Origin of the sequence: Cryobacterium sp. TMT4-10 (genome assembly GCF_004403275.1) — a bacterium.
Lineage (GTDB): Bacteria > Actinomycetota > Actinomycetes > Actinomycetales > Microbacteriaceae > Cryobacterium > Cryobacterium shii.
In genome coordinates, this window is sequence record NZ_SOGU01000096.1 from 23,898 (window position 1) to 42,662 (window position 18,765).

Sequence of the window (18,765 nt, forward strand, 5' to 3'; positions counted from 1 at the left end):
CCGCTCGGTCTCAGCCGGAAGGAACCCCCGCTATGCCCGCAACTCGAACCGAAACCACGAGCCGAACGACCCCACCGGACATATTGATCCTGGGCATTACGGCCTGCCCCACCGGCATCGCACACACGTACATGGCGGCGGAGAAACTCGAGGCCGCGGCACGTGAGCTTGGCTACGACATCAAGGTCGAGACCCACGGCTCCGTGGGAGTCGAGGGAACCTTCAGCCCCGAGGAGATCAGCCGGGCGGACGCCATCGTGATCGCGGCCGACACCCAGATCGACCTGGCTCGCTTCGCGGGCAAACGGCTGATCAACGCCCGGGTCGCCGACGGCATCCACCAGCCGCAGAAGCTGATCGAGGATGCCCTCGCCGCCCAGCCCCGCAGCGGCGAGGACACGGGCGTCGCGCCGAACGGCGGGGCCGACTTCGGCGGCACCCTGTACCGCGCCCTGATGAACGGCGTGAGCTACATGATCCCGTTCGTCGTCGTCGGCGGGCTCCTGATCGCGATCTCGCTCTCGCTCGGCGGCGAGGCCACCCCGCAGGGACTCGTGATCCCGGAGGGCAGCTTCTGGCTCACGATCAACCAGATCGGCGTGATCGGGTTCACACTGATGGTTCCCATCCTCTCCGGATTCATCGCCTATGCGATCGCCGACCGGCCCGGGCTCGCCCCCGGCATGATCTGCGGCTGGATCGCCACCACGGGCGCGTTCTACAACTCCGAATCGGGGGCCGGCTTCATCGGCGGCATCGTCACCGGATTCCTCGTCGGTTTCGTTGCCCTCGGCATCAAGAAGATCCCCGTGCACCGCTTCATCCGGCCGATCATGCCGATCCTGGTGATCCCCGTGCTCACGACCCTGATCGTCGGCGGCGCCTTCGTGCTGGCCCTCGGCCGCCCGATCGCCTGGGTCTTCGAGAGCATGACGACCTTCCTCACCGGTCTCGAGGGCGGCAGCGTCGTCATCCTCGGCCTGATCCTCGGCGCCATGGTCGCCTTCGACATGGGCGGCCCGATCAATAAGACGGCGTTCCTGTTCGGCGGCGCGCTGATCGCGACCGGCAATCCGGCCCCGATGGGCATGGTCGCGGCGGCGATCGCCGTTCCCCCGCTCGGCATGGGCCTGGCCACGCTGATCCGCGGTCGCTACTTCTCCAAGCCCGAACGCGAAGCCGGCATCGCCGCACTGTTCATGGGCTTCTTCGGCATCACCGAGGGCGCGATCCCACTCGCGGCCGCCAAACCGCTGCAGGTCATCCCCGCCAACATGATCGGCGGAGCGGTCGCCGGCGGCATCGCCGCCCTGTTCGGCGTGACCGACTCCGTTCCGCACGGCGGTCCGATCGTCGCCGTCTTCGGCGCGGTCTCGGGCGTGCCGATGTACTTCGTGGCCCTGATCGTCGGCGCCGTCGTCACGGCACTCGTCTCGGTGCTGCTGCTCGGGATCTCGGCCCGCCGCGCCGGGCGCACGGGAACGGATGCGGGAACGTCGACCGGGGTCGCCGCATCCGTCGCACCGGCCTCCCCGGCCCAGCCCGCCCCGCCCCTCAGGAAAACGGTTCTCGACTACATCGACGAGCGCACCATCGTGCTCGACGTCGACGAGACCGACCGGGACGCGATGATCCGCACCCTGGCCGGGCTGATGACCACGACCGGGCGGGTCAGCGATGTGGCCGCGGTCGCGCAGGCCGCGTTCACCCGTGAGGAGCACGGCACGACGGGCATCGGCGACGGGATCGCGATCCCGCACGCGAAGTCCGACGGGGTGACTTCTCCGGTCATCGCCTTCGCCCGCAGCCGCAACGGCATCGACTGGGGCTCGTCCGACGGTTCGAAGGCCACGCTCATTTTTCTCATCGCCGTGCCGGAGGCCGACGCCGGCACCGAGCACCTCAGGGTCCTGGCCCAGCTCTCCCGCGCACTGATGAAGCCGGCCTTCCGGGCCGCGATCCAGTCCGCCGCGACACCCGCGGACGTCCTCGACGCACTGGCCGTGCAGGTGGGCGCGACCAAGGCCGAGGCCACCCCGGTGTAGCACCGCGGGTCCACGACCTTCGGTGGGATGCCGTCGCCTGGCTATGCAGGTGGCGGCATTCTTTGTGCCGTCACCGGCCCGGTCCGCGGGCGCCGTCGACGAGCGGGCTGGTGTGCGGACCGAGCCCGAGGCGCGCCACCGCGAGCAGGTCGGCCGTGGTGTCGACGTCCCGGCGGATTCCCGCGGATGCCGGCAGCTCGAGAGGGATGTGGCCGGCGGCTTCGTGGGCGGCCCTCGACCCGACCCCGAAGCGTGGTTCGATCGGTGTGCCGGCCCGCGCGAGCAGGGTCGTGGTGCCGGTTCCGGCTGCGTCGGGCACCATCGAGCGCTCCTGCGCGGCCGCGAGGGTGAGCGCACGCTCGACCTCGGCCGGGGTCAGCGCAGGCAGGTCGCCGGTCAGCACGGCCACGTTCGCGTGCGGGAACTCGGCACGCACGACGGCCAGCCCCTGGCGGATCGCGGTGTTCAGCGGATCCGTTGGTGCGGCGGCCCGTTCCGGGGGAACAGGATCGTGCCGGGACTCGCGCACGATATCGGCCCCGAGGGCGGCCAGGCGGCCGGCGAGTTCGCCGTCGCCGGTCACCACGATGACCCGGTCGATGCCGGGCGCCGCCAGCAGCGCTCCGACGGTGTCGAGGGCGAAGGCATCGGCCAGCCGGGCCCGATCGGGCCGCGCCCCCAGCCGGGTCTTGGCTCCGGGGTTGCCCTTGACCGGGACGACGGCCACCCAGCTCATTCGGTGACGGATGCCGCGTCGCCCGCGGCCGCTCCGGCAGCGGCGCCGGCACCGGCAGACGCTGCGGCAGCCGCGGCCAGCCCGGCCGCGTAGCCCTCCGTAAAGCCCTCGGCGTGCGCCTCCGCGGTCCCCAACCGGAACATGTCGTTCGCGCTCGGTCGCTGCAACAGGAACGCACCGGGAGCGCGCGACGCACCGGAGGCCCCGGCCCCGCCGTCCACGGCGTCCTCCGCCACGAGACGCCCGAGCCCGCGCACCACGGCCACGGGGTTGCCGCTGGTCTTGCCCTTGACCAGGTCGGCCGCCCCGGCGATCTCGTCGGCCACGGCGGCGACGGTGACGTCGAGGCGGCGGCCGGAGGCGTCATCCGTGCCCCGCAGGTCGTCGAGCACCGCGACCCCGGCGGCGCCGATCGCGATGTCGGTCTGGCCTTCACGCCAGGGGCGGCCGGCCGTGTCCGTGACGATCACGCCGAGGCGCAGCCCGGTGCTCGCGCGGAGGGCCGCGCAGAGCGAGCGGGCGGAGGCGTCCGGGTCGACCGGCAGCAGCAGCACGGTGCCGTCGGGGGTGTTGCTCGCGTCGACGCCGGCCGCGGCCATGATCAGCCCCTGCCGGTTCTCGACGATGCGGGTGACCCCGCCCGGGTGGGCGCGGGTCGCGACCACGCGCACCGTCTCAGCCGTGATCGCCTGCTCGCGGTCGGCGGCCGCGACCTGCCGGCCCTCGGCCTTGGACACGATCTTGCTCGTCACCGCGAGGATGTCGCCGTGCCGCAGTCGGCCGGCGCCCGCGCCCGCGATCAGTGCGGCCAGGTCGGCGCCCGCCGCGATCTCGCCGATGCCCTCGAGGGCGAATACCCGCAGCTCAGGCTCGCTCACCGTCAGCGCTTGAGTTTCGGCAGCACGTCGCGGCCGAACACGTCGATCCACTGACGCTGGTTGCGGCCCACGTTGTGCAGGTAGATGCGGTCGAAGCCGAGATCCACGAACTTCTGGATGTACGCGCGGTGGTCGTCGGGGTCGGCGGAGATGATCATGCGGCCCTCGAAGTCTTCGGGGCGCACGAGCTTGGCGATCTGCTCGAATTCGAACGGTGAACGGATGTCCCCCTTCGGAAACTTCATCCCGCCGTTCGGCCACTCGACCAGGGCGTTGCGCATCGCCTCTTCGTCGGTCTCGGCCCAGCTCATGTGCAGCTGCAGCACCTTGGGCATGGTCGACGGGTCCTTGCCGGCGTCCCGGGCGCCGTCGTCGAACTTGCCGAACAGCATCGAGATCTTCTCCAGTGGGGCGCCGACCGTGATCAGGCCGTCGGCGTGGCGTCCGGCGCGCTTGGCGGTGACCGGCCCGGCCGTGGCGATCAGGATCTCCGGGGCCACCTCCGGCATGGTCCAGAGCCGGGTCGACTCGAGCTTGTAGAACTGGCCGGAGTGCTTGACGTCCTTGCCGGCGATGGAGGCGGTGAACAGCTTCGAGATGATTTCGATGGCCTCGAACATGCGGTTGATGCGCTCGGGCGCTTCCGGCCAGTACTGGCCGACGATGTGCTCGTTGAGCGCCTCGCCCGAGCCGAGGCCGAGCCAGTGGCGGCCAGGGTACATCGAGGCGAGCGTCGCGGAGGCCTGGGCGACCATGGCCGGATGCCAGCGGAACGTGGGCGCGGTGACGCCGGGGCCGAGGTCGCCCGTCGTGCGCTCACCGATGGCCGCGAGCACGCTCCAGACGAAGGATGACTCGCCCTGCGCGGGCACCCACGGCTGGAAGTGGTCGGCCGCCATCACGCCGCTGAACCCGTGCTCCTCGGCGTAGGCGGAGAGGGCCACCGCCTCGGCCGGGGCGAACTGCTCCAGCATCGCCGCGTAGCCGATCTGCAATTCCGTCATGGATCCGCCCTACCTTGTCGTCGTAGGCCTCAATCCTGTCATTCCCGGCTCCGAGAATGCCGGTCCCCCGCCCAGACTCCCCATCCGGGAGCCGGGCCGGAGCCCCTCCCACAGTGCCCGGGCACTGTGGGAGGGCGGGCAGCCGTCACGCGGCATCCGTCAAATAGGCTGGGCGGCATGCGCATTGCCACCTGGAACGTGAATTCCATCCGAGCCCGCTCCGGCCGCGTCGTCGACTGGATGGTGCGCGAAGACATCGACGTGCTCGCCATGCAGGAGATCAAGTGCAAGCCGGAGCAGTTCCCGGCGCAGGCGTTCGAGGACGCCGGCTACGACCTGGCCATCCACGGCATCAGCCAGTGGAACGGCGTCGCGTTCGCCAGCCGCCACGAGATGACGGATGTCGCCACCGCCTTCCCCGACATGCCCGGCTTCCTCAAGGGGGAAGAGGGCCCCGGCCTGCCGCTCGAGGCCCGCGCGCTCGGCGTCACCGTGGAAGGCATGCGCCTGTGGAGCGTGTACGTGCCGAACGGCCGCGCCATCGGCGACCCGCACCTCGCCTACAAGCTGGACTGGCTGGAACGGCTCCGCGCCCACGCCCGCGACGAGCTGAGCCGCAACCCGCAGCTGGCCCTGGCGCTGATGGGCGACTGGAACGTCGCCCCCTTCGACACGGACATGGGCGACCCCAGCTTCGTCCCCGGCCAGTCCACCCACATCTCCGAACCGGAGCGGGCCGCGTTCCACGCGTTCGAGGCGGAGGGCCTGCACGACGTGGTGCGCCCGCTGATTCCCGAGGGATTCACGTTCTGGGACTACAAGCAGCTGAGGTTCCCGCGCAACGAGGGGATGCGGATCGACTTCATCCTGGGTTCCCCGGCGTTCGCCGACCTCGTGACGGGCGCGAGCATCCACCGCAATGAGCGCAAGGGCGACGCGCCGAGCGACCACGTGCCCGTGGCCGTCGACCTGCAGCTGGAGGGCGAAGACGACAACCGCCCGATGATCTTCTGACGCCGTTCCACCGGCAATACTTGAACCATGTCTTCCGTGCCCCCGGGGAACGCAGCCGGAGCGCCACAAGCGCGGGCCGCGTCATCCGTCACCGTGTCCGTCACCCGCCGCGTCGAGCCGACCCGAATCCAGGACGCCACCCACTGGGCGCAACACGGCATGGACCTGGCGAGCAGTTTCCCGGGGTTCCTCGGCTCGGGCTGGGTGCCCGCCAGCGCCGATTCCTGAGCTGGCACATGCTCTACCGGTTCGCGAACTCCGACCTGCTGGATGCCTGGGAAGGCTCAGAGGAGCGGGCGCACTGGCTGATCGACGGCCACGACCTCATCCTCGACGCCCGGGTGGTGAAACGCACCGGAATCGAGGGCTGGTTCGACGCGCCGCTCTCCGACGATGACGACGCCGGTGCCACGCCGTCGTTCCAGGTGCCGCGGTGGAAGCAGGCGGTGAGCATCGGGCTGGGCTTCCTGCCCACCAACCTGGCCTTCACCCTGGTCGCGACCTGGCTCATCCCCGGCTGGCACGACGTGGCCATGCTGCCCAAACTCGTCGTGACCACACTCGTGATGGCGCCGACCATGACCTTCCTGGTGATGCCCCAAATCACCCGGATGCTGCGGCCCTGGCTGCTCCGACGGCCCGCCATTCGCACCCGGCGCCCGTAGCCCGGAGGCCGGAGGCCGGAGGCCGGCGGCCGGAGGCCGGCGGCCGTTTCTTAGAGCGCCCTGTGCCGGTGAGCGCGATTCTGGGGAGATGGCCTCTGAGATCCGCTCGTCAAACCGTCTCCCGAGCAGTGCGATCCCGGCTGCCGTGGTCGTCGTCCTGGTCATTGCCACCGGGTCGGCCCTGAAGTCGGCGACCGGGTGGACATCCGTGGAAATGGGCGTGCTGCGCCGGGTGAATCTGGCACACACACCGGCACTCGACGAGTTCGCGCTCACCATCGACTGGCTGTTCGGCCCTCCCGTCGCCGTCATGCTCGTGCTGCTCGGCGGCGTCACCCTCCTGCTGGTCACCCGGCAGCCCCGGACGGCCATCCGGTTCATGGCGATCGTGATGGTCCCGTGGCTGGGCACCGAGGTGGTCAAGCTGCTCGTGCAGCGTCCACGCCCCGACATCCCTTCCCTCGCCCATGTCCTGGTGCTCGAACCGGGCGGTCTCAGCTTCCCGAGCGGTCACACGAGTTTCGCCGCGTGCCTCCTCCTGGGTTTGCTCGTCGTCGCCCGCGGACGGCGGTGGCGCCCGGTGCTCGCCGGGGCGGGAACGGTCGTGGTGCTCTCGGTGGCCTGCTCCCGGGTGTACCTGGGGGTGCACTACCCGACTGACGTGGCCGCGTCGATCGTGTACGCGACCGCCGGTGTCACAGTCGCCAATGCGCTCTGGTCGATGCTCCCGGTGCCACACTGGAGCGAACGTCGACCCGCCGCCGACGCGGTACCCGGAGAGGTGAGGAGCCCCTGATGCCAGCTGAGAGCACCCCTCGTGCCCGGCTGCTCCTGATCGAGGACGACCCCCGGCTGGGCCCGATGATCCAGCAGGTGCTGGCGGAAACCTACGACGTCACCCTGGCCACCGACGGTGCGGAGGGGCTCGCCGCAGGCCTGGCCCGTGAGTTCGACGTGATGGTCATCGACCGGCGACTTCCGTCGCTGGACGGATTGGGCGTCGTCGACGCGCTCCGGCGCAAACTGGTCACGACCCCGATCCTCCTCCTCACGGCGCTGGGCACCACCCGCGACAAGGTCGACGGGCTCGACATGGGCGCGAACGACTACCTCGTCAAGCCGTTCGAGTTCGACGAGCTGCTCGCCCGGCTGCGGGCCATCCGTCGGGTGTTCACCGGAGAGGGGCGAACCCTGTCGGTCGGCGGATGGGAGTACTACCCGGACAGCCGGACGATCTACTCCCCCTACGACGGGCGCGTCCTGCTGACGGAGAAGGAGAACCAGCTCCTCAGACTCCTGGCCGAGGCCCCGCAACGCACGTTCTCCCGCCAGCAGATCCTGAATTCCGTCTTCAGCGCCGGGGACACCGCCGGCACCGTCGACACCTACGTGCACTACCTCAGGCGCAAGACCGACACCGACATCGTCCTGACCGTGCGCGGTCGGGGCTACCGCCTGGGCCAGCCGTGACCCGCGCGGGGCGACCGATCGTCGACAGCGACACGCTCGCGATTCGTCGTGCCTCACGCATCATCGGCACCCAGATCGCGATCGCGTGCACGGCCGTCGTCGTCGTCGTGATCCTGGCCGTTGTCGTCTACATCCTGTCGGAGATATCCGTCGCCGAGCTCGTCGAACCGGTGCCCGACCCCGACAATCTGAAGGTCGGTGCGGTCGGGCTCCTGCGCGCGGCCGCGGTGCTCGGCGTCGCCCTGATCATCCTGGCCGGCGTGATGAGCTGGGCGGTCGCACGGCGGGCGGTGCAACCCCTCGGGGACGCCCTGCGCATCCAGCGGGCCTTCGTCGCCGACGCAAGCCACGAACTGCGCACGCCCATCGCCGTGCTGGATGCCCGCCTGCAGATCCTGCAGCGGGCGCTTCCCGCGGACGGCCCCTCCTCGGCTGTCGTCGCCGAGCTGCGGAGCGACGCAAAGAGGCTGATCGGGATCGTCAACGACCTGCTCGAATCGGCGGAGATCGGCGGTTCGGCGCCGACCGAGGACGGCGTCGTCGACGTGAACGCCGCGGTCGGGGTCGCCGTGGAGTCGATGGCGCTGATCGGGGCGGAGAAACAGGTCACGGTGAAGCTGGACGCCCCGGATGCCGCGACCGCCCGGGTGCCGGCATCCGCAATCACCCGGTGCGTCGTCGCGATGCTGGACAACGCCCTGCGGTTCGCGCCGACGGGCTCCGTCGTCTCCGTGCAGGTGGCCGTGACGAAGAAGACCGTATCGGTCACGGTGCGGGACCGCGGTCCGGGCATCCAGGGAATCGAACCGAACCGCATTTTCGATCGCTTCGCCCACTCCGAATCGGCCGCCGACGAAGTGGGTGTCACCCGCACCGGCTTCGGCATCGGCCTGTCCCTCGTGCGCGAAATCGCGGTTCGCTACGGCGGTTCCGTCACGGTCGCTGACGGCTCCGCTGAGGGCACGGCGATCTCGTTCACTGTGCCCCGGGCGCGCACTCCCTGATTCTCACCTGCTCCAGTGCAGAATCCCTACCTCTGTGGAAAGTCTTAGACCGCGCGCGGTTCGCTGGTGAGATGACTTCATCCCTGATCCGCACCCCGTCACCGTCTCGGCGCATTCTGAACAAGGTTCCGGAGGTGACCCTCGTCTTCTGGGTGATCAAGGTTCTCGCCACCACGGTGGGTGAAACGGCGGCAGACTTCCTGAACGTGGACCTCGGCCTGGGCCTCGGCATCACGTCGATCGTCATGGCCGTGCTGCTCGTCGCGGCCTTGTTGGCACAGTTCCAGCTTCGCCGGTACATCCCGGCCGTCTACTGGCTGTCGGTGGTCCTGATCAGCGTCGTGGGCACACTCATCACCGACAATCTCACCGACAGTCTCGGCGTGCCGTTGGGGATCACCACCGTGGTCTTCGCCATCGCCCTGGCGGCGACGTTCACGGTCTGGTTCGTGTCGGAGAAGACCCTCTCGATCCACTCCATCTTCACAACGCGGCGGGAGACGTTCTACTGGCTGGCTGTGCTGTTCACCTTCGCACTGGGCACCGCGGCGGGCGACCTCGTGGCAGAAAGCCTGAACCTCGGTTTCCTCGTCGCCCTCCTCGTCTTCGCCGCGGCGATCGCCCTCGTCGCGGTCGCGTACTTCTTCTTCCGCCGGGGCGCCGTGCTCGCATTCTGGATCGCCTACATCCTGACCCGCCCGCTCGGAGCGTCGATGGGCGACCTGCTGTCCCAGCCCACCGCCGACGGTGGACTCGCACTCGGTACGACGGGAACGAGCGCTCTGTTCCTGGCCGTGATTGTGACGCTGGTGCTCGTTCTGACCGTGCGGTCCAGACGGGCCGATTCCGTCGCCGCGGTCGCGGCCTGATCGATCAGGACGGGACAGCGAATATGGGAAGCATTATTCTCGCGGCAGTGCCCGCCTCCGGGCTGCTCGATCCGCAGGCGGTGATCTCCGGCGCCGGAGTCTGGGGGCTGGCGGTCGTCTGCGCCATCGTCTTTGCGGAAACCGGGCTGCTCGTCGGCTTCTTCCTCCCCGGCGACACTCTCCTGTTCTTCACCGGCGTGCTCGCTCTCAGCGGCGTGATCAGCCAGCCGCTCTGGATCGTCGTCCCTGCCATCGCCCTGTCGGCCGCGCTCGGCGATCAACTCGGCTATGTGATCGGGCGGAGGTCCGGCCCCCGGATTTTCGATCGGCGCGAGTCCGGCCTCTTCAGCAGGAAGAGCGTGAAGAGAACCCAGGGCTTCTTCGACCGGTTCGGCCCCGCGGCAGTGACGGTCGCCCGATTCGTGCCCGTCGTTCGCACGTTCGCTCCCGTCGCCGCGGGCGTCGGCACGATGCCGCGGCGTCTGTTCACGATGTTCAACCTCGTCGGCGCCGCCGTGTGGTCGAGCGCTGTCGTGCTCCTCGGCTTCGGGCTGGCGCACATCCCGGGGGTGGCGGATTTCGCCGCCCGCTACATCGATCTCATCCTGATCGGAATCGTCGTCGAATCCGTCCTGCCGCTTCTGGTCAAAGCCGTGATCGGGCGCCAGCGCCCCGCGTGAACGGGATCGGGCGACGTCCCCGTGCCACCCCGCGCCCAACCTCGCGCCCTACCTCGCGCCCTACGCGGTCGGCGCCAGCCGCGCCGCGATCACCAGCAGCGCCGGCACCGAGGCCAGGGTGGTGACGAGCACGGTGTCGCGGGTCACCACGACGCCGCGGTCGTACCGGGCGGCGAAATTGAAGATGTTCTGCGCGGTCGGCAGCGCCGCGATGGTCACCGCCGCGAACAGTTCCGGGGCGCCCAGGTCGAACACGAATCGGCCGAACAGGTACGCGATGACTGGCATCACGGCGACCTTGATCACGGATGCCGCGGCGACCCGGCCGCGCCCGGAACCAGCCTTGAGCAGCCGTTCCCCGTGCAGCGACATGCCGAACGCCAGGAGCACCATCGGGATCGCGGCCCCGCCGAGCAACTCGAGCGGGGCCATCACCGCGGCCGGCACGGTGATTCCCGAGATGGCCACCAGCACCCCGGCCGCGGACGCGAGGATGATCGGATTGCGCAGCGGCTGGGTGACGATTCCGGCCAGCGACAGTCGTCCCCGGGTCGAGACGTCGAGGATTCCCAGAATGAGCGGGGCGAGCACGAGCAGCTGGAGCAGCAGCACCGGGGCCACGTACCGGGCGCTGCCGAGCACGTACAGGGCCACCGGCAGGCCGATGTTGTTGGCGTTGACGTAGCTCGACGAGGCCGCGCCGAGCACGGTCTCGGCGACCGGGGTGCGGAAGAAGACCCGGGCGATCAGGAGGTACAGGCCCGCGCCGACCGCGATGCTGCACAGCGTGGTCAGGAGGAACGTTGAGAACAGCACCCGGGCATCCGCGTGGGACAGCACCGTGAACAGCAGCGCCGGCGACGCCACGAAGAACGCCACCCGGTTGAGCACCCGGCCGCCGCCCGGCCCGGCGATCCCGGCACGCTCGATCAGGTAGCCCACCAGGATCACGAACCCGATGATGGAGAATCCGACCAGAACACCAACCATTCGATCGAGCATAGGGCCGCCCCCGGGCGTCGAACGGGCTGCCGCATCCAGTGGGGTCTTTCAGCACCAGGTGAAGGGGGAACGGCGGTGGAACCCGAGGGTCGCGGTTGGTTTCGCTGGGCAGACGGATGCTCCGCGCCCCTGACCCTGTGGCTCGCCCACGAGACGCGGTCGGCCCACCTGCCCGGTTCCTCCACAATGCCTGTTTGATCAGGTTATCCACAGTGTGCACGGCTGCCGGTGCAGTGTCGGTGGGTGCCTCTAGCGTGTTCCTCATGAAGCCGTCAGTGTTCGAAGAGCGAGAGGCCATGGGCCGGCATTTCGACGCCATTGCCGAGGCAGAACGGGACATCGCCGCAGCCTTCGCCCGGCGGGCCGAACGGGTCGAGGCGGCCCGCCGATTCGGGCAGGCCATCGCCCACCACAATGCCCGGGTGCCGGGGGCCCGGTGGGACGCACGTGAGGTCGCCGAACGGGAGTTCTCCAGCGAGCTGGCCTGCACGATCCGGGTGCCGCAGCGCACCGCGGAGAACCTGGTCGCCGAGAGCCGGGCCCTGGCCCAGGAACTCCCGGCGACCCGGGCGGCGCTGGCGTCGGGCGAGATCAGCTACCGGCACGCGCAGGTGGTGGTCAATCAGGCCTGGTCTGTGCCCGCGGAAGGGCGGGTGAAATTCGAAGCGGCCGTGTTGAAATCGGCGGGCACGCTGACCGCGTCGAAGCTGAAGTACAACGCCCGGACTCTGCGGGAGCGGTGGCACCCGGAGACGATCAAGGCCCGGCATCAGAAGTCGGTGAAGGATCGGGCGGTGTTCTTCGAGCCCGAGCCGGACGGGATGGCGTCGCTCACCTTCTACGCCAGCGCGGAGAAGGCGCAGGCCGCGTACGAACGGGTGACGCTGATGGCCCTGAGCCTGCAGTGCAAGGAGGAGGAACGAACCCTGACCCAGTTGAAGGCGGACGTGTTCGAGGACCTCATCCTCGACGGGGTGACGCCGTCGGGACTCGGCAAGGGGATCCGCGGTTCGGTGAACATCACGGTCCCGGTGTTCAGTCTCATGGGTCTCAACGACGAACCGGCCCATCTGGAGGGTTACGGCCCGATCGACGCGGACACCGCGCGGCGGATCGCAGCTGGGGCGCCGAGCTTCACCCGGCTTCTCGTGCATCCGGAGACCGGGGTGGTGCTCTCGGTCGGCCGGGACCGGTACAAGGTGCCCAAAGACCTCAAGAAGTACCTGCGGGTGAGGGACGAAACCTGCCGGTTCCCCGGCTGCAACCGGTCGGCAGCCCATTCGGACATCGACCATTCGCTGGACTGGCAGTTCAACGGTTTGACCGCCGAGGACAACCTCGCTCACCTGTGTCCGCCGTGCCACGCGCTGAAAAGCGAGACCCGGTGGACGGTGAAACACCTGGAGGCCGGCACCCTGAGGTGGACCTCGCCGAGCGGGCGCGCATTCGTGACCGAGCCGGCCACGTTCATCCGTGCGGTGGCACCTGAACCACCACCACCGCCGGAACCCGCCTCAGCAGCTCCGCCCGAACCCGCGCCGTTCTGACCTAAGGGTTGTTCGGCTGACTCGGGATCATATCCTTGCCGCGGCCCCCACCGCACGCCTACGATCTAGCCATGCCTCACCTCACCGTTCCAGGCGCGTCGCTCTACTACGAGACGACGGGCCACGTGTCATCACCGGCCCTGCTCCTTCTGCACGCGGGCATCGCGAACCTCCGGATGTGGGACCCCCAGGTCGCCGCGCTGGCTGCCAGCCACTTCGTCATCCGTTTCGACAGCCGGGGATTCGGCCAGACGCTCACCGAAGACGTGGAATTCTCCCCGCGCGGAGACGCCCTCGCGGTGCTCGATCACCTCGGGGTGGCGTCGGCCACGTTGATCGGGTGTTCCCGTGGCGGGTCGACCGCCATCGACCTGACCCTGGAACACCCGCACCGGGTGACGGGCCTGGTCACCATCGGCTCGGGTCCCAGCGGTTTTCCCGAGGTGGAACTGACCGAACTCGAGGATGCCCACTTCGACCAGCTCGACGCCGCCTTCGACGACCAGGATTGGCACAAGCTGGCCCGGCTCGAGGTCGCCCTGTGGGCTTTCGGTCCCCTCCGGAGCGAGTTGGAGCTCGACCCCGAATTCGTGGCCACGGCCTACGCGCTCAATCGCGTGAACGCGGTGCACGCGGAGGAACATCCGACACCGATGCCGCTCGAGCCTCCCGCCTTCGACCGGCTGGTCGACATCGAGGTGCCGGCGCTCGTCACAGTGGGCGAGTTCGATATCACCCCGGCCCTGGCCCAGTTCGAGTTCCTGCTCTCCACCGTGCCCGACGCCACCGGCTGCACCTTTCGGAATACCGCGCACCTGCCGAGCGTCGAGCAGCCGGCCGAATTCAATCGGGTCCTGGTGAATTGGCTGGCGGAGCACAACCTGTAACGAACGAGGCCGATCCGTGGGCCGTTCACGGTCCGTGCCGGACTTATTCACCGGGTCCCCGCACGCGTCTCTGACGCAGTGTCCTGCCGGTAGCCTTGGCACGTTCACATCCAGCGAGGGGCAACGATGTCGAAGATCGACTCCGACGACGACTTCACCGAGTTCGCGGGCACGGTCTTCTGGCCACGCAGCACCGCCGACCTCACGGACACCACGCGATGCCCGGCCTGCCACAGCCGACTGCGCTCCGCCGTCTGTTCGAACTGTGCCCTCGACCTGCGGCACCCCGCCGCCGCCCTGTTGCTGACCGCGTCGACGGATGCCGCAGCGTCGCTGGCCCGCCGCACCGCCGCACCGCCCTGATCGGGCGTATCCGCTTCGACGTGGCCGAGGCGCTGGCGGCCGAGCGTGTCGCACTCCGGGCCGCGGCCGCGGCGCCGAAGCCCGTGCCGATTCCGGTGCCACTGCCTCCGGCGGCTGCGCCGGCCCCCGTGTCGGCCCCCGTGTCGGCCCCCGTGTCGGCCAACGTGCTGGCCCCCGTGCTGGCCCCCGCCGCACCGGCAGCCCGGACTGTCCGGCCGCCGCGCGCTCCGCTGAAGGGGGCGACGGCATCCGTTCCCGGTGCGCCCCGACGCTCGAGCGTGCAGATCCTGCTCCTGCTGGTCGGCGTGACCCTGGTGTCGGTGGCCGCGATCTTCTTCATCACCGTGGCCTGGATCTATGCGGGCCACGAGGCGCGCTCGGCGATCATCGCCCTGTTCACCGTGGCCGCGCTCGTCACGGCGGGCGTGCTGCGGCGCAAGCGGCTCGTGGCCACGGCCGAGGGGATCGGAGCGCTGGTGGTGGTGCTGGTACTCCTCGACGCCTGGGCGCTGCGGCAGAACGACCTGTTCGGGCTCGCCGCCGCCGACGGCGCGGCCTACTGGGCATCACTCTGGTGAGCTGCACCGTTCTCTTCCTGTTCTGGCATGCCGTGTCCGGGCTGCGCGTCGCCAGCGTGTCCGGTTTTGCGGCCGCCGCGCTCGGCCTCGGCCTGCTCGCCGCCGGTCTCGCGGCCTGCCAGGACGACGCCAGCCGCCTGTTCGTCGGTCTGCTCGGCGCCGCCGTCGGCGCGTTCCTGCACCCGCTCACCCTGCCGCGCCGGGCTACCGGGCTCGCCGCCGGTGACATCCCGGCCCCGAGCGCCTCCGCCGCCCATGCACCAGACCCCACGCCGCACCCCGCACCGGCCGCACCGGTTCCGCACCGCTTCTGGCCCTCGGTCGACCGGGTGCCGGAGCGCGTATCTGTGCTGGTGCCGGGTGGACTCGCCCTGATCGGCGCGGCGCTCACGGCCACCATCGTCGATCCGGCCTTCACCCTCTCCCCGCTCATCACCCTCGGCGCGGTCACGGTCGCCGCCGTGCTGCACCAGATGCTGATCGTGCGCCGGGCGAGCCCCGGGTCCGCGGACGCGGTGTTCGCCTACGGCTGCGCCGCCCTCGCTGCCCTCACGCTGACGACCATTGCCCCCCTGATGGCCTACCGCGCGGACAACGTGACCGCGGCGATCACGGTGCCGATCCTGGTCGCGGTGCTGATTCCGCTGGCGGTCGAGCCGTACGCGCGCCGCCGATCCGCCGGACCGGCCCGCACCGCGGCGATCGTGGGCGGCGGAACGGCGGCCCTCGTCGCGGCGGGCTTCGCGGTGCTCGTGATCACCGCGGCCGCCATCCCCCTGCTCGTCGCGCTCACCAGTGGCCTGGCCGGCACCGGCACCGGCACGATGCTGGCCCCGATCAGGCCGGACAGCGTCTGGGCGCTCGGCACCCTGGCCGCGGTCGGGCTGCTGGCCACGCTGGCGTGGCTGATCGGCGGCATCCCGACCGAACGCCGCCGCGTTCTCGCCGCGCTGTTTCTGGGCATCGCCGTACTCGCGGTGCCGTTTTCCGGCTCACTCCTTGCGGTGACGCTGCTCTATGCTCTGCTCGGATCCCTCTCGCTGGCGGCATTGGTGCCGGCGCGCCGGGGAAGGATGTCGCTCGGCGTGTTCCGCCCGGTCGCGCTGGCGTTCTTCGTGCTCACGGAAACGTTCGGCTACCTGGCTAGCTGGCAGAGCAGCACGATCTGGTGGATCGGCTCACTGGCGGCGATCACCGCCCTCCTCGGCGCCCGCCTGCTTGTCGACCGCACCGGCGACGTCGCCCGGGGCCTGCTGCTGGCCGGGGCGATCGCGCTTACCCTGGTCGCCGCCATCGCGGCGCCGTGGATGCTGACCCTCGGCGGGGCGCCATCCGTCACCGCCGTCTTCGTCGATTGCCTGCGCGCCCTCACCCTCACGACCGCGCTGCTGCAGCTGTTCGTTGCGCTCCCGCTGCCGCGTCTGTTCACCGTCGCCGACCGCCGCTGGGCGTTCTGGACGCTGCTCGCCCCGACCGTGCTGGCGTTCGCCCTGCCGGTGACGGTGCTCGCCGAAAGCCTCTCCGCCGCCGAGCGCGCCGCGCTGCTCCAGGGCGCACCGGCCGCGGGTATCGCGCACGCGACGGTGCTGCTCGCGGCCCTGCTGTTCTGGCTGCTGCTGCCCGCGAATCGGGACATCCTCGCGCGGGAACGACTCGTCGCCGCGATCGGCGTGGCCCCGGTTCTCTGGCTGCTGCTGTGGAGCGTCGCGCGAATCCCCCCGGCGACGCCGGAGGACCGCGTCCTCGTCGTCCCCGCCGCCGCGCTCGTCGCCTGCGGGCTGGGGCTCACCCTCGGCCTGCTGCGCGGCCGGAGCCGCGACCGCCTCGCCCTCGAGGCCGGCGCCGCCCTCGTGCTCGTGCCCGGCACGATCTGGGCCCTCGCCACCGCGCAGCCGCTGGGCTGGCTGATGCTCCTGCTGGCCGGCATCGCCGCCCTCCTCTCGGCGATCGCCGCCGACGGGCTGTTCGGTTCCCGGTCGCACCGCCGCCACCTCGGCTGGCTCGCCCTCGCGCTCGGCACGTCGGGGCTCTGGCTGGGCCTCGCCCGGGCCGGTACCACCGACGTCGAACCCTACGTGCTGCCGGTCGCGGGCGTCCTGCTACTGCTGGCCGCGCTGCTCCACCGGTTCGGCCGGATCGACCGGATCGACCGGGCCACGACGGCCGGCTCGGGCGCCGCGCTGCTCGCGTTCGCCGGCCTGCTGGTGGCCATCGTGCCGCTCGCGCTGGCCGCCGGCTCCGGCTCGCTTCTGCGCGCGGTGCTGGTGGCCGCGGCATCCGCCGTGCTGCTGCTCGGGGCCGGCTCCATCCGCTGGACGCCGCCGCGCTCGGCCTACCTCGCCGCCGCGGCCGCCGGCGGCGCGATCGGGCTGGCGCTGACGAGCGTCGTGCAGGCGGGCGCGGTGCTCGGCGAATCCGGAGCCCCCGCCGCGCGGCTCGAATACTGGCTGCTTCCCCTCGCCGCCCTGATCGCGGGCGCCTTCCTGCTGGCCGCCCAGACGGATGCCGCGTCCCGGCGCCTGCGCCGCCTCGCCGGCGTCGCGCTGGTGCTGCTGGCCCTCTCGCTCGGGACGCTGGCCGAGATCTCCGCCTTCGGGCGGGTCGGCGAAGGCGGCGGCTCGCTGGACGCCGTCGTGGCCGGGCTGCGCGCATCCTCGGTCGTGATCATTCTGTCCGCCCTGCACGTTCGGGTCGTCTGGCGCCCGCGGGCACCCCTGACGGCCGCCGTGGGCACCGCGGCCATCGCCCTGGCCGGCCTGGCCATGGCGAGCGCCGTGGTGACGGGGGCAACCGATCCGTTCGAGCTCGTGACCGTTCCGGTGGGCCTGGCCCTCGTTCTCGGTCGACTGCTGCCCGCGGCCGGCGAGAATACCGGCCAGGATGCCGGCCAGAACCCGGCAGAGAACCCGGGCACGGGCGCCGCGCCATCCGTCGTGTCCCGCCGGCCCGTCTCGGTCGGGGTCGCCCTCGGCCTGGGGCTGGCCGTGCTGCCGAGCGCGTTCGCCGGCGGCACCTCGACCGGCGCGGAACTGCTCCGGCCGGTCCTCGTGCTCGCGCTTTCCGGGGCCCTCGCCGTTTCCGGCGCGCTGCTCACCCGCCGGCCGCGCTGGAGCGCCGCCGCTTGGCCGGCGCTTGTCGTGGGGCTGCTCGGCGTGCTGATCACCGCCGGCGCGCGCATCCTCGACCTGCTGGCGCAGGTCCCGCTCGGGCCGGACGCCCGGCTCGAGGCCTGGCTGCTGCCCGCGGCGCTGCTCGTCGTGGCCGCCGGGACGAGTCTCGTTGCCGGCATCCGACGCGCCGCCGCAGTATCGGGCGGGCACCAGGCCACCGATCCCGCGGGCCTGCGCCTCGGTTACGGCCTGGTCGTGCTGGCGATCGTCGGCATCCTCGCGGCGGAGGCGCTCGCCCTCGGCTTCGCGCCGTTGGCGCCCGTGCGGGTGATCCTGGTCGTCTGGACCTTCTCCGCCCTGCACCTGGCGGTCTCCCGGTACGACGACAGCAGGCTCGGCCGGATGGTTTCCTGGGTGGCCATCGCCGCCGGCGCGGCGGCAGTGGTCGCCGGGTTCGCGCGGTCGGCGCCGGACACGGTCGAGATCCTGAGCCTGCCGCTGGCCATCGCCCTGCTGGCCAGCGGATGGCTGCACCTCGACGCCGTGCCCCGCGCGCGCAGCTGGCCGTGGCTGGCCCCCGGGCTGCTCGTGCTCCTGGTGTCGTCACTGCTGCTCGACATCACCGCGAGTCCGCTCTGGCGGGTCGTGGGACTCGGGGTGCTGGCCCTCGTCGTGATCGTGGTCGGCGTGCTGCGCAAACTGCAGGCGCCGTTCCTGATCGGTGCGGCCGTGCTGCTGATCCACGCGGTCGCGCAGCTCTGGCCTTGGATCTCGGTGGCCTACGGCGCGGTGCCGTGGTGGCTGTGGCTGGGAGCGGGCGGCGTCGTCCTGATCGTGCTCGCGGCCCGCTACGAGCAGCGCATCGCAAACCTCAAGTCGATCGCGCTCAGCATCTCAGCACTGCGGTAGCCGC

At 70.8% G+C, this 18,765-nt stretch carries 18 protein-coding genes; 14 read left to right on the forward strand and 4 right to left on the reverse strand.

Annotated elements, in window-relative coordinates; all coding sequences use genetic code 11:
• The first annotated feature begins 32 nt into the window (after positions 1 to 32).
• On the forward strand, positions 33 to 2,045 hold the full coding sequence (locus tag E3T42_RS14675; RefSeq protein WP_134403237.1) for a PTS fructose transporter subunit IIABC: 2,013 nt from the start codon (positions 33 to 35) through the stop codon (positions 2,043 to 2,045).
• Positions 2,046 to 2,115: 70 nt separating this feature from the next.
• Here E3T42_RS14675 and cofC read toward each other — a convergent pair whose 3' ends face one another.
• The 3 genes from cofC to E3T42_RS14690 are packed head-to-tail and all read right to left on the reverse strand — an operon-like array spanning position 2,116 to position 4,663.
• Positions 2,116 to 2,781, reverse strand: coding sequence for a 2-phospho-L-lactate guanylyltransferase (cofC, locus tag E3T42_RS14680; protein ID WP_134367954.1), 666 nt, complete (start codon positions 2,779 to 2,781; stop codon positions 2,116 to 2,118).
• Positions 2,778 to 3,659 carry a coenzyme F420-0:L-glutamate ligase gene (cofE, locus tag E3T42_RS14685; protein WP_134367955.1) on the reverse strand — a complete coding sequence of 294 codons (882 nt, stop codon included), beginning with the start codon at positions 3,657 to 3,659 and terminating at the stop codon, positions 2,778 to 2,780. The genes cofC and cofE overlap by 4 nt, the downstream gene beginning before the upstream one ends.
• Before the next feature lie 2 nt (positions 3,660 to 3,661).
• A complete protein-coding gene (locus tag E3T42_RS14690) occupies positions 3,662 to 4,663 on the reverse strand; it encodes a TIGR03557 family F420-dependent LLM class oxidoreductase (protein ID WP_134367956.1) in 1,002 nt (333 codons plus the stop codon).
• A gap of 177 nt (positions 4,664 to 4,840) precedes the next feature.
• On the opposite strand from E3T42_RS14690, the gene E3T42_RS14695 reads away from it, so the two are divergent.
• The 8 genes from E3T42_RS14695 to E3T42_RS14725 all read left to right on the forward strand — a co-directional run bounded on the left by E3T42_RS14695 (position 4,841) and on the right by E3T42_RS14725 (position 10,365).
• Entirely contained in the window at positions 4,841 to 5,677 is an 837-nt protein-coding gene (locus E3T42_RS14695) for an exodeoxyribonuclease III (RefSeq protein ID WP_134367957.1), read from the forward strand.
• A gap of 27 nt (positions 5,678 to 5,704) precedes the next feature.
• Positions 5,705 to 5,905 (forward strand): hypothetical protein, encoded by a 201-nt coding sequence (locus tag E3T42_RS17375; RefSeq protein WP_241976198.1) that lies wholly within the window; start codon positions 5,705 to 5,707, stop codon positions 5,903 to 5,905.
• An 8-nt stretch (positions 5,906 to 5,913) separates the two neighbouring features.
• Positions 5,914 to 6,342 (forward strand): antibiotic biosynthesis monooxygenase, encoded by a 429-nt coding sequence (locus E3T42_RS14700; RefSeq protein ID WP_241976200.1) that lies wholly within the window; start codon positions 5,914 to 5,916, stop codon positions 6,340 to 6,342.
• Positions 6,343 to 6,430: 88 nt separating this feature from the next.
• Entirely contained in the window at positions 6,431 to 7,138 is a 708-nt protein-coding gene (locus E3T42_RS14705) for a phosphatase PAP2 family protein (RefSeq protein WP_134367958.1), read from the forward strand.
• Positions 7,138 to 7,812, forward strand: coding sequence for a response regulator transcription factor (locus E3T42_RS14710; protein WP_134367959.1), 675 nt, complete (start codon positions 7,138 to 7,140; stop codon positions 7,810 to 7,812). Before E3T42_RS14705 ends, E3T42_RS14710 begins: the two co-directional genes overlap by 1 nt.
• Positions 7,809 to 8,816 (forward strand): sensor histidine kinase KdpD, encoded by a 1,008-nt coding sequence (locus tag E3T42_RS14715; protein WP_134403238.1) that lies wholly within the window; start codon positions 7,809 to 7,811, stop codon positions 8,814 to 8,816. Before E3T42_RS14710 ends, E3T42_RS14715 begins: the two co-directional genes overlap by 4 nt.
• Before the next feature lie 71 nt (positions 8,817 to 8,887).
• Positions 8,888 to 9,685, forward strand: coding sequence for a hypothetical protein (locus E3T42_RS14720; RefSeq protein WP_134367961.1), 798 nt, complete (start codon positions 8,888 to 8,890; stop codon positions 9,683 to 9,685).
• 23 nt (positions 9,686 to 9,708) lie between these two features.
• Positions 9,709 to 10,365, forward strand: coding sequence for a DedA family protein (locus E3T42_RS14725; protein WP_134403239.1), 657 nt, complete (start codon positions 9,709 to 9,711; stop codon positions 10,363 to 10,365).
• Between the two features lie 60 nt (positions 10,366 to 10,425).
• On the opposite strand, the gene E3T42_RS14730 is transcribed toward E3T42_RS14725, so the two are convergent.
• On the reverse strand, positions 10,426 to 11,355 hold the full coding sequence (locus E3T42_RS14730) for an AEC family transporter (RefSeq protein ID WP_134367963.1): 930 nt from the start codon (positions 11,353 to 11,355) through the stop codon (positions 10,426 to 10,428).
• Between the two features lie 275 nt (positions 11,356 to 11,630).
• On the opposite strand from E3T42_RS14730, the gene E3T42_RS14735 reads away from it, so the two are divergent.
• From E3T42_RS14735 to E3T42_RS14755, 5 genes are all read left to right on the forward strand, one after another.
• Complete coding sequence (locus E3T42_RS14735; protein WP_166805340.1) at positions 11,631 to 12,914, forward strand: HNH endonuclease signature motif containing protein; 1,284 nt, start codon at positions 11,631 to 11,633, stop codon at positions 12,912 to 12,914.
• A 71-nt stretch (positions 12,915 to 12,985) separates the two neighbouring features.
• Complete coding sequence (locus E3T42_RS14740) at positions 12,986 to 13,801, forward strand: alpha/beta fold hydrolase (protein ID WP_134365876.1); 816 nt, start codon at positions 12,986 to 12,988, stop codon at positions 13,799 to 13,801.
• A 126-nt stretch (positions 13,802 to 13,927) separates the two neighbouring features.
• On the forward strand, positions 13,928 to 14,164 hold the full coding sequence (locus E3T42_RS14745) for a hypothetical protein (RefSeq protein WP_134365877.1): 237 nt from the start codon (positions 13,928 to 13,930) through the stop codon (positions 14,162 to 14,164).
• A gap of 20 nt (positions 14,165 to 14,184) precedes the next feature.
• Positions 14,185 to 14,742, forward strand: coding sequence for a hypothetical protein (locus E3T42_RS16915; RefSeq protein ID WP_174776692.1), 558 nt, complete (start codon positions 14,185 to 14,187; stop codon positions 14,740 to 14,742).
• Positions 14,739 to 18,761: an SCO7613 C-terminal domain-containing membrane protein gene (locus E3T42_RS14755; RefSeq protein WP_134403241.1), complete on the forward strand. Its 4,023-nt coding sequence runs from the start codon at positions 14,739 to 14,741 to the stop codon at positions 18,759 to 18,761. Before E3T42_RS16915 ends, E3T42_RS14755 begins: the two co-directional genes overlap by 4 nt.
• The last annotated feature ends 4 nt before the right edge of the window (positions 18,762 to 18,765 follow it).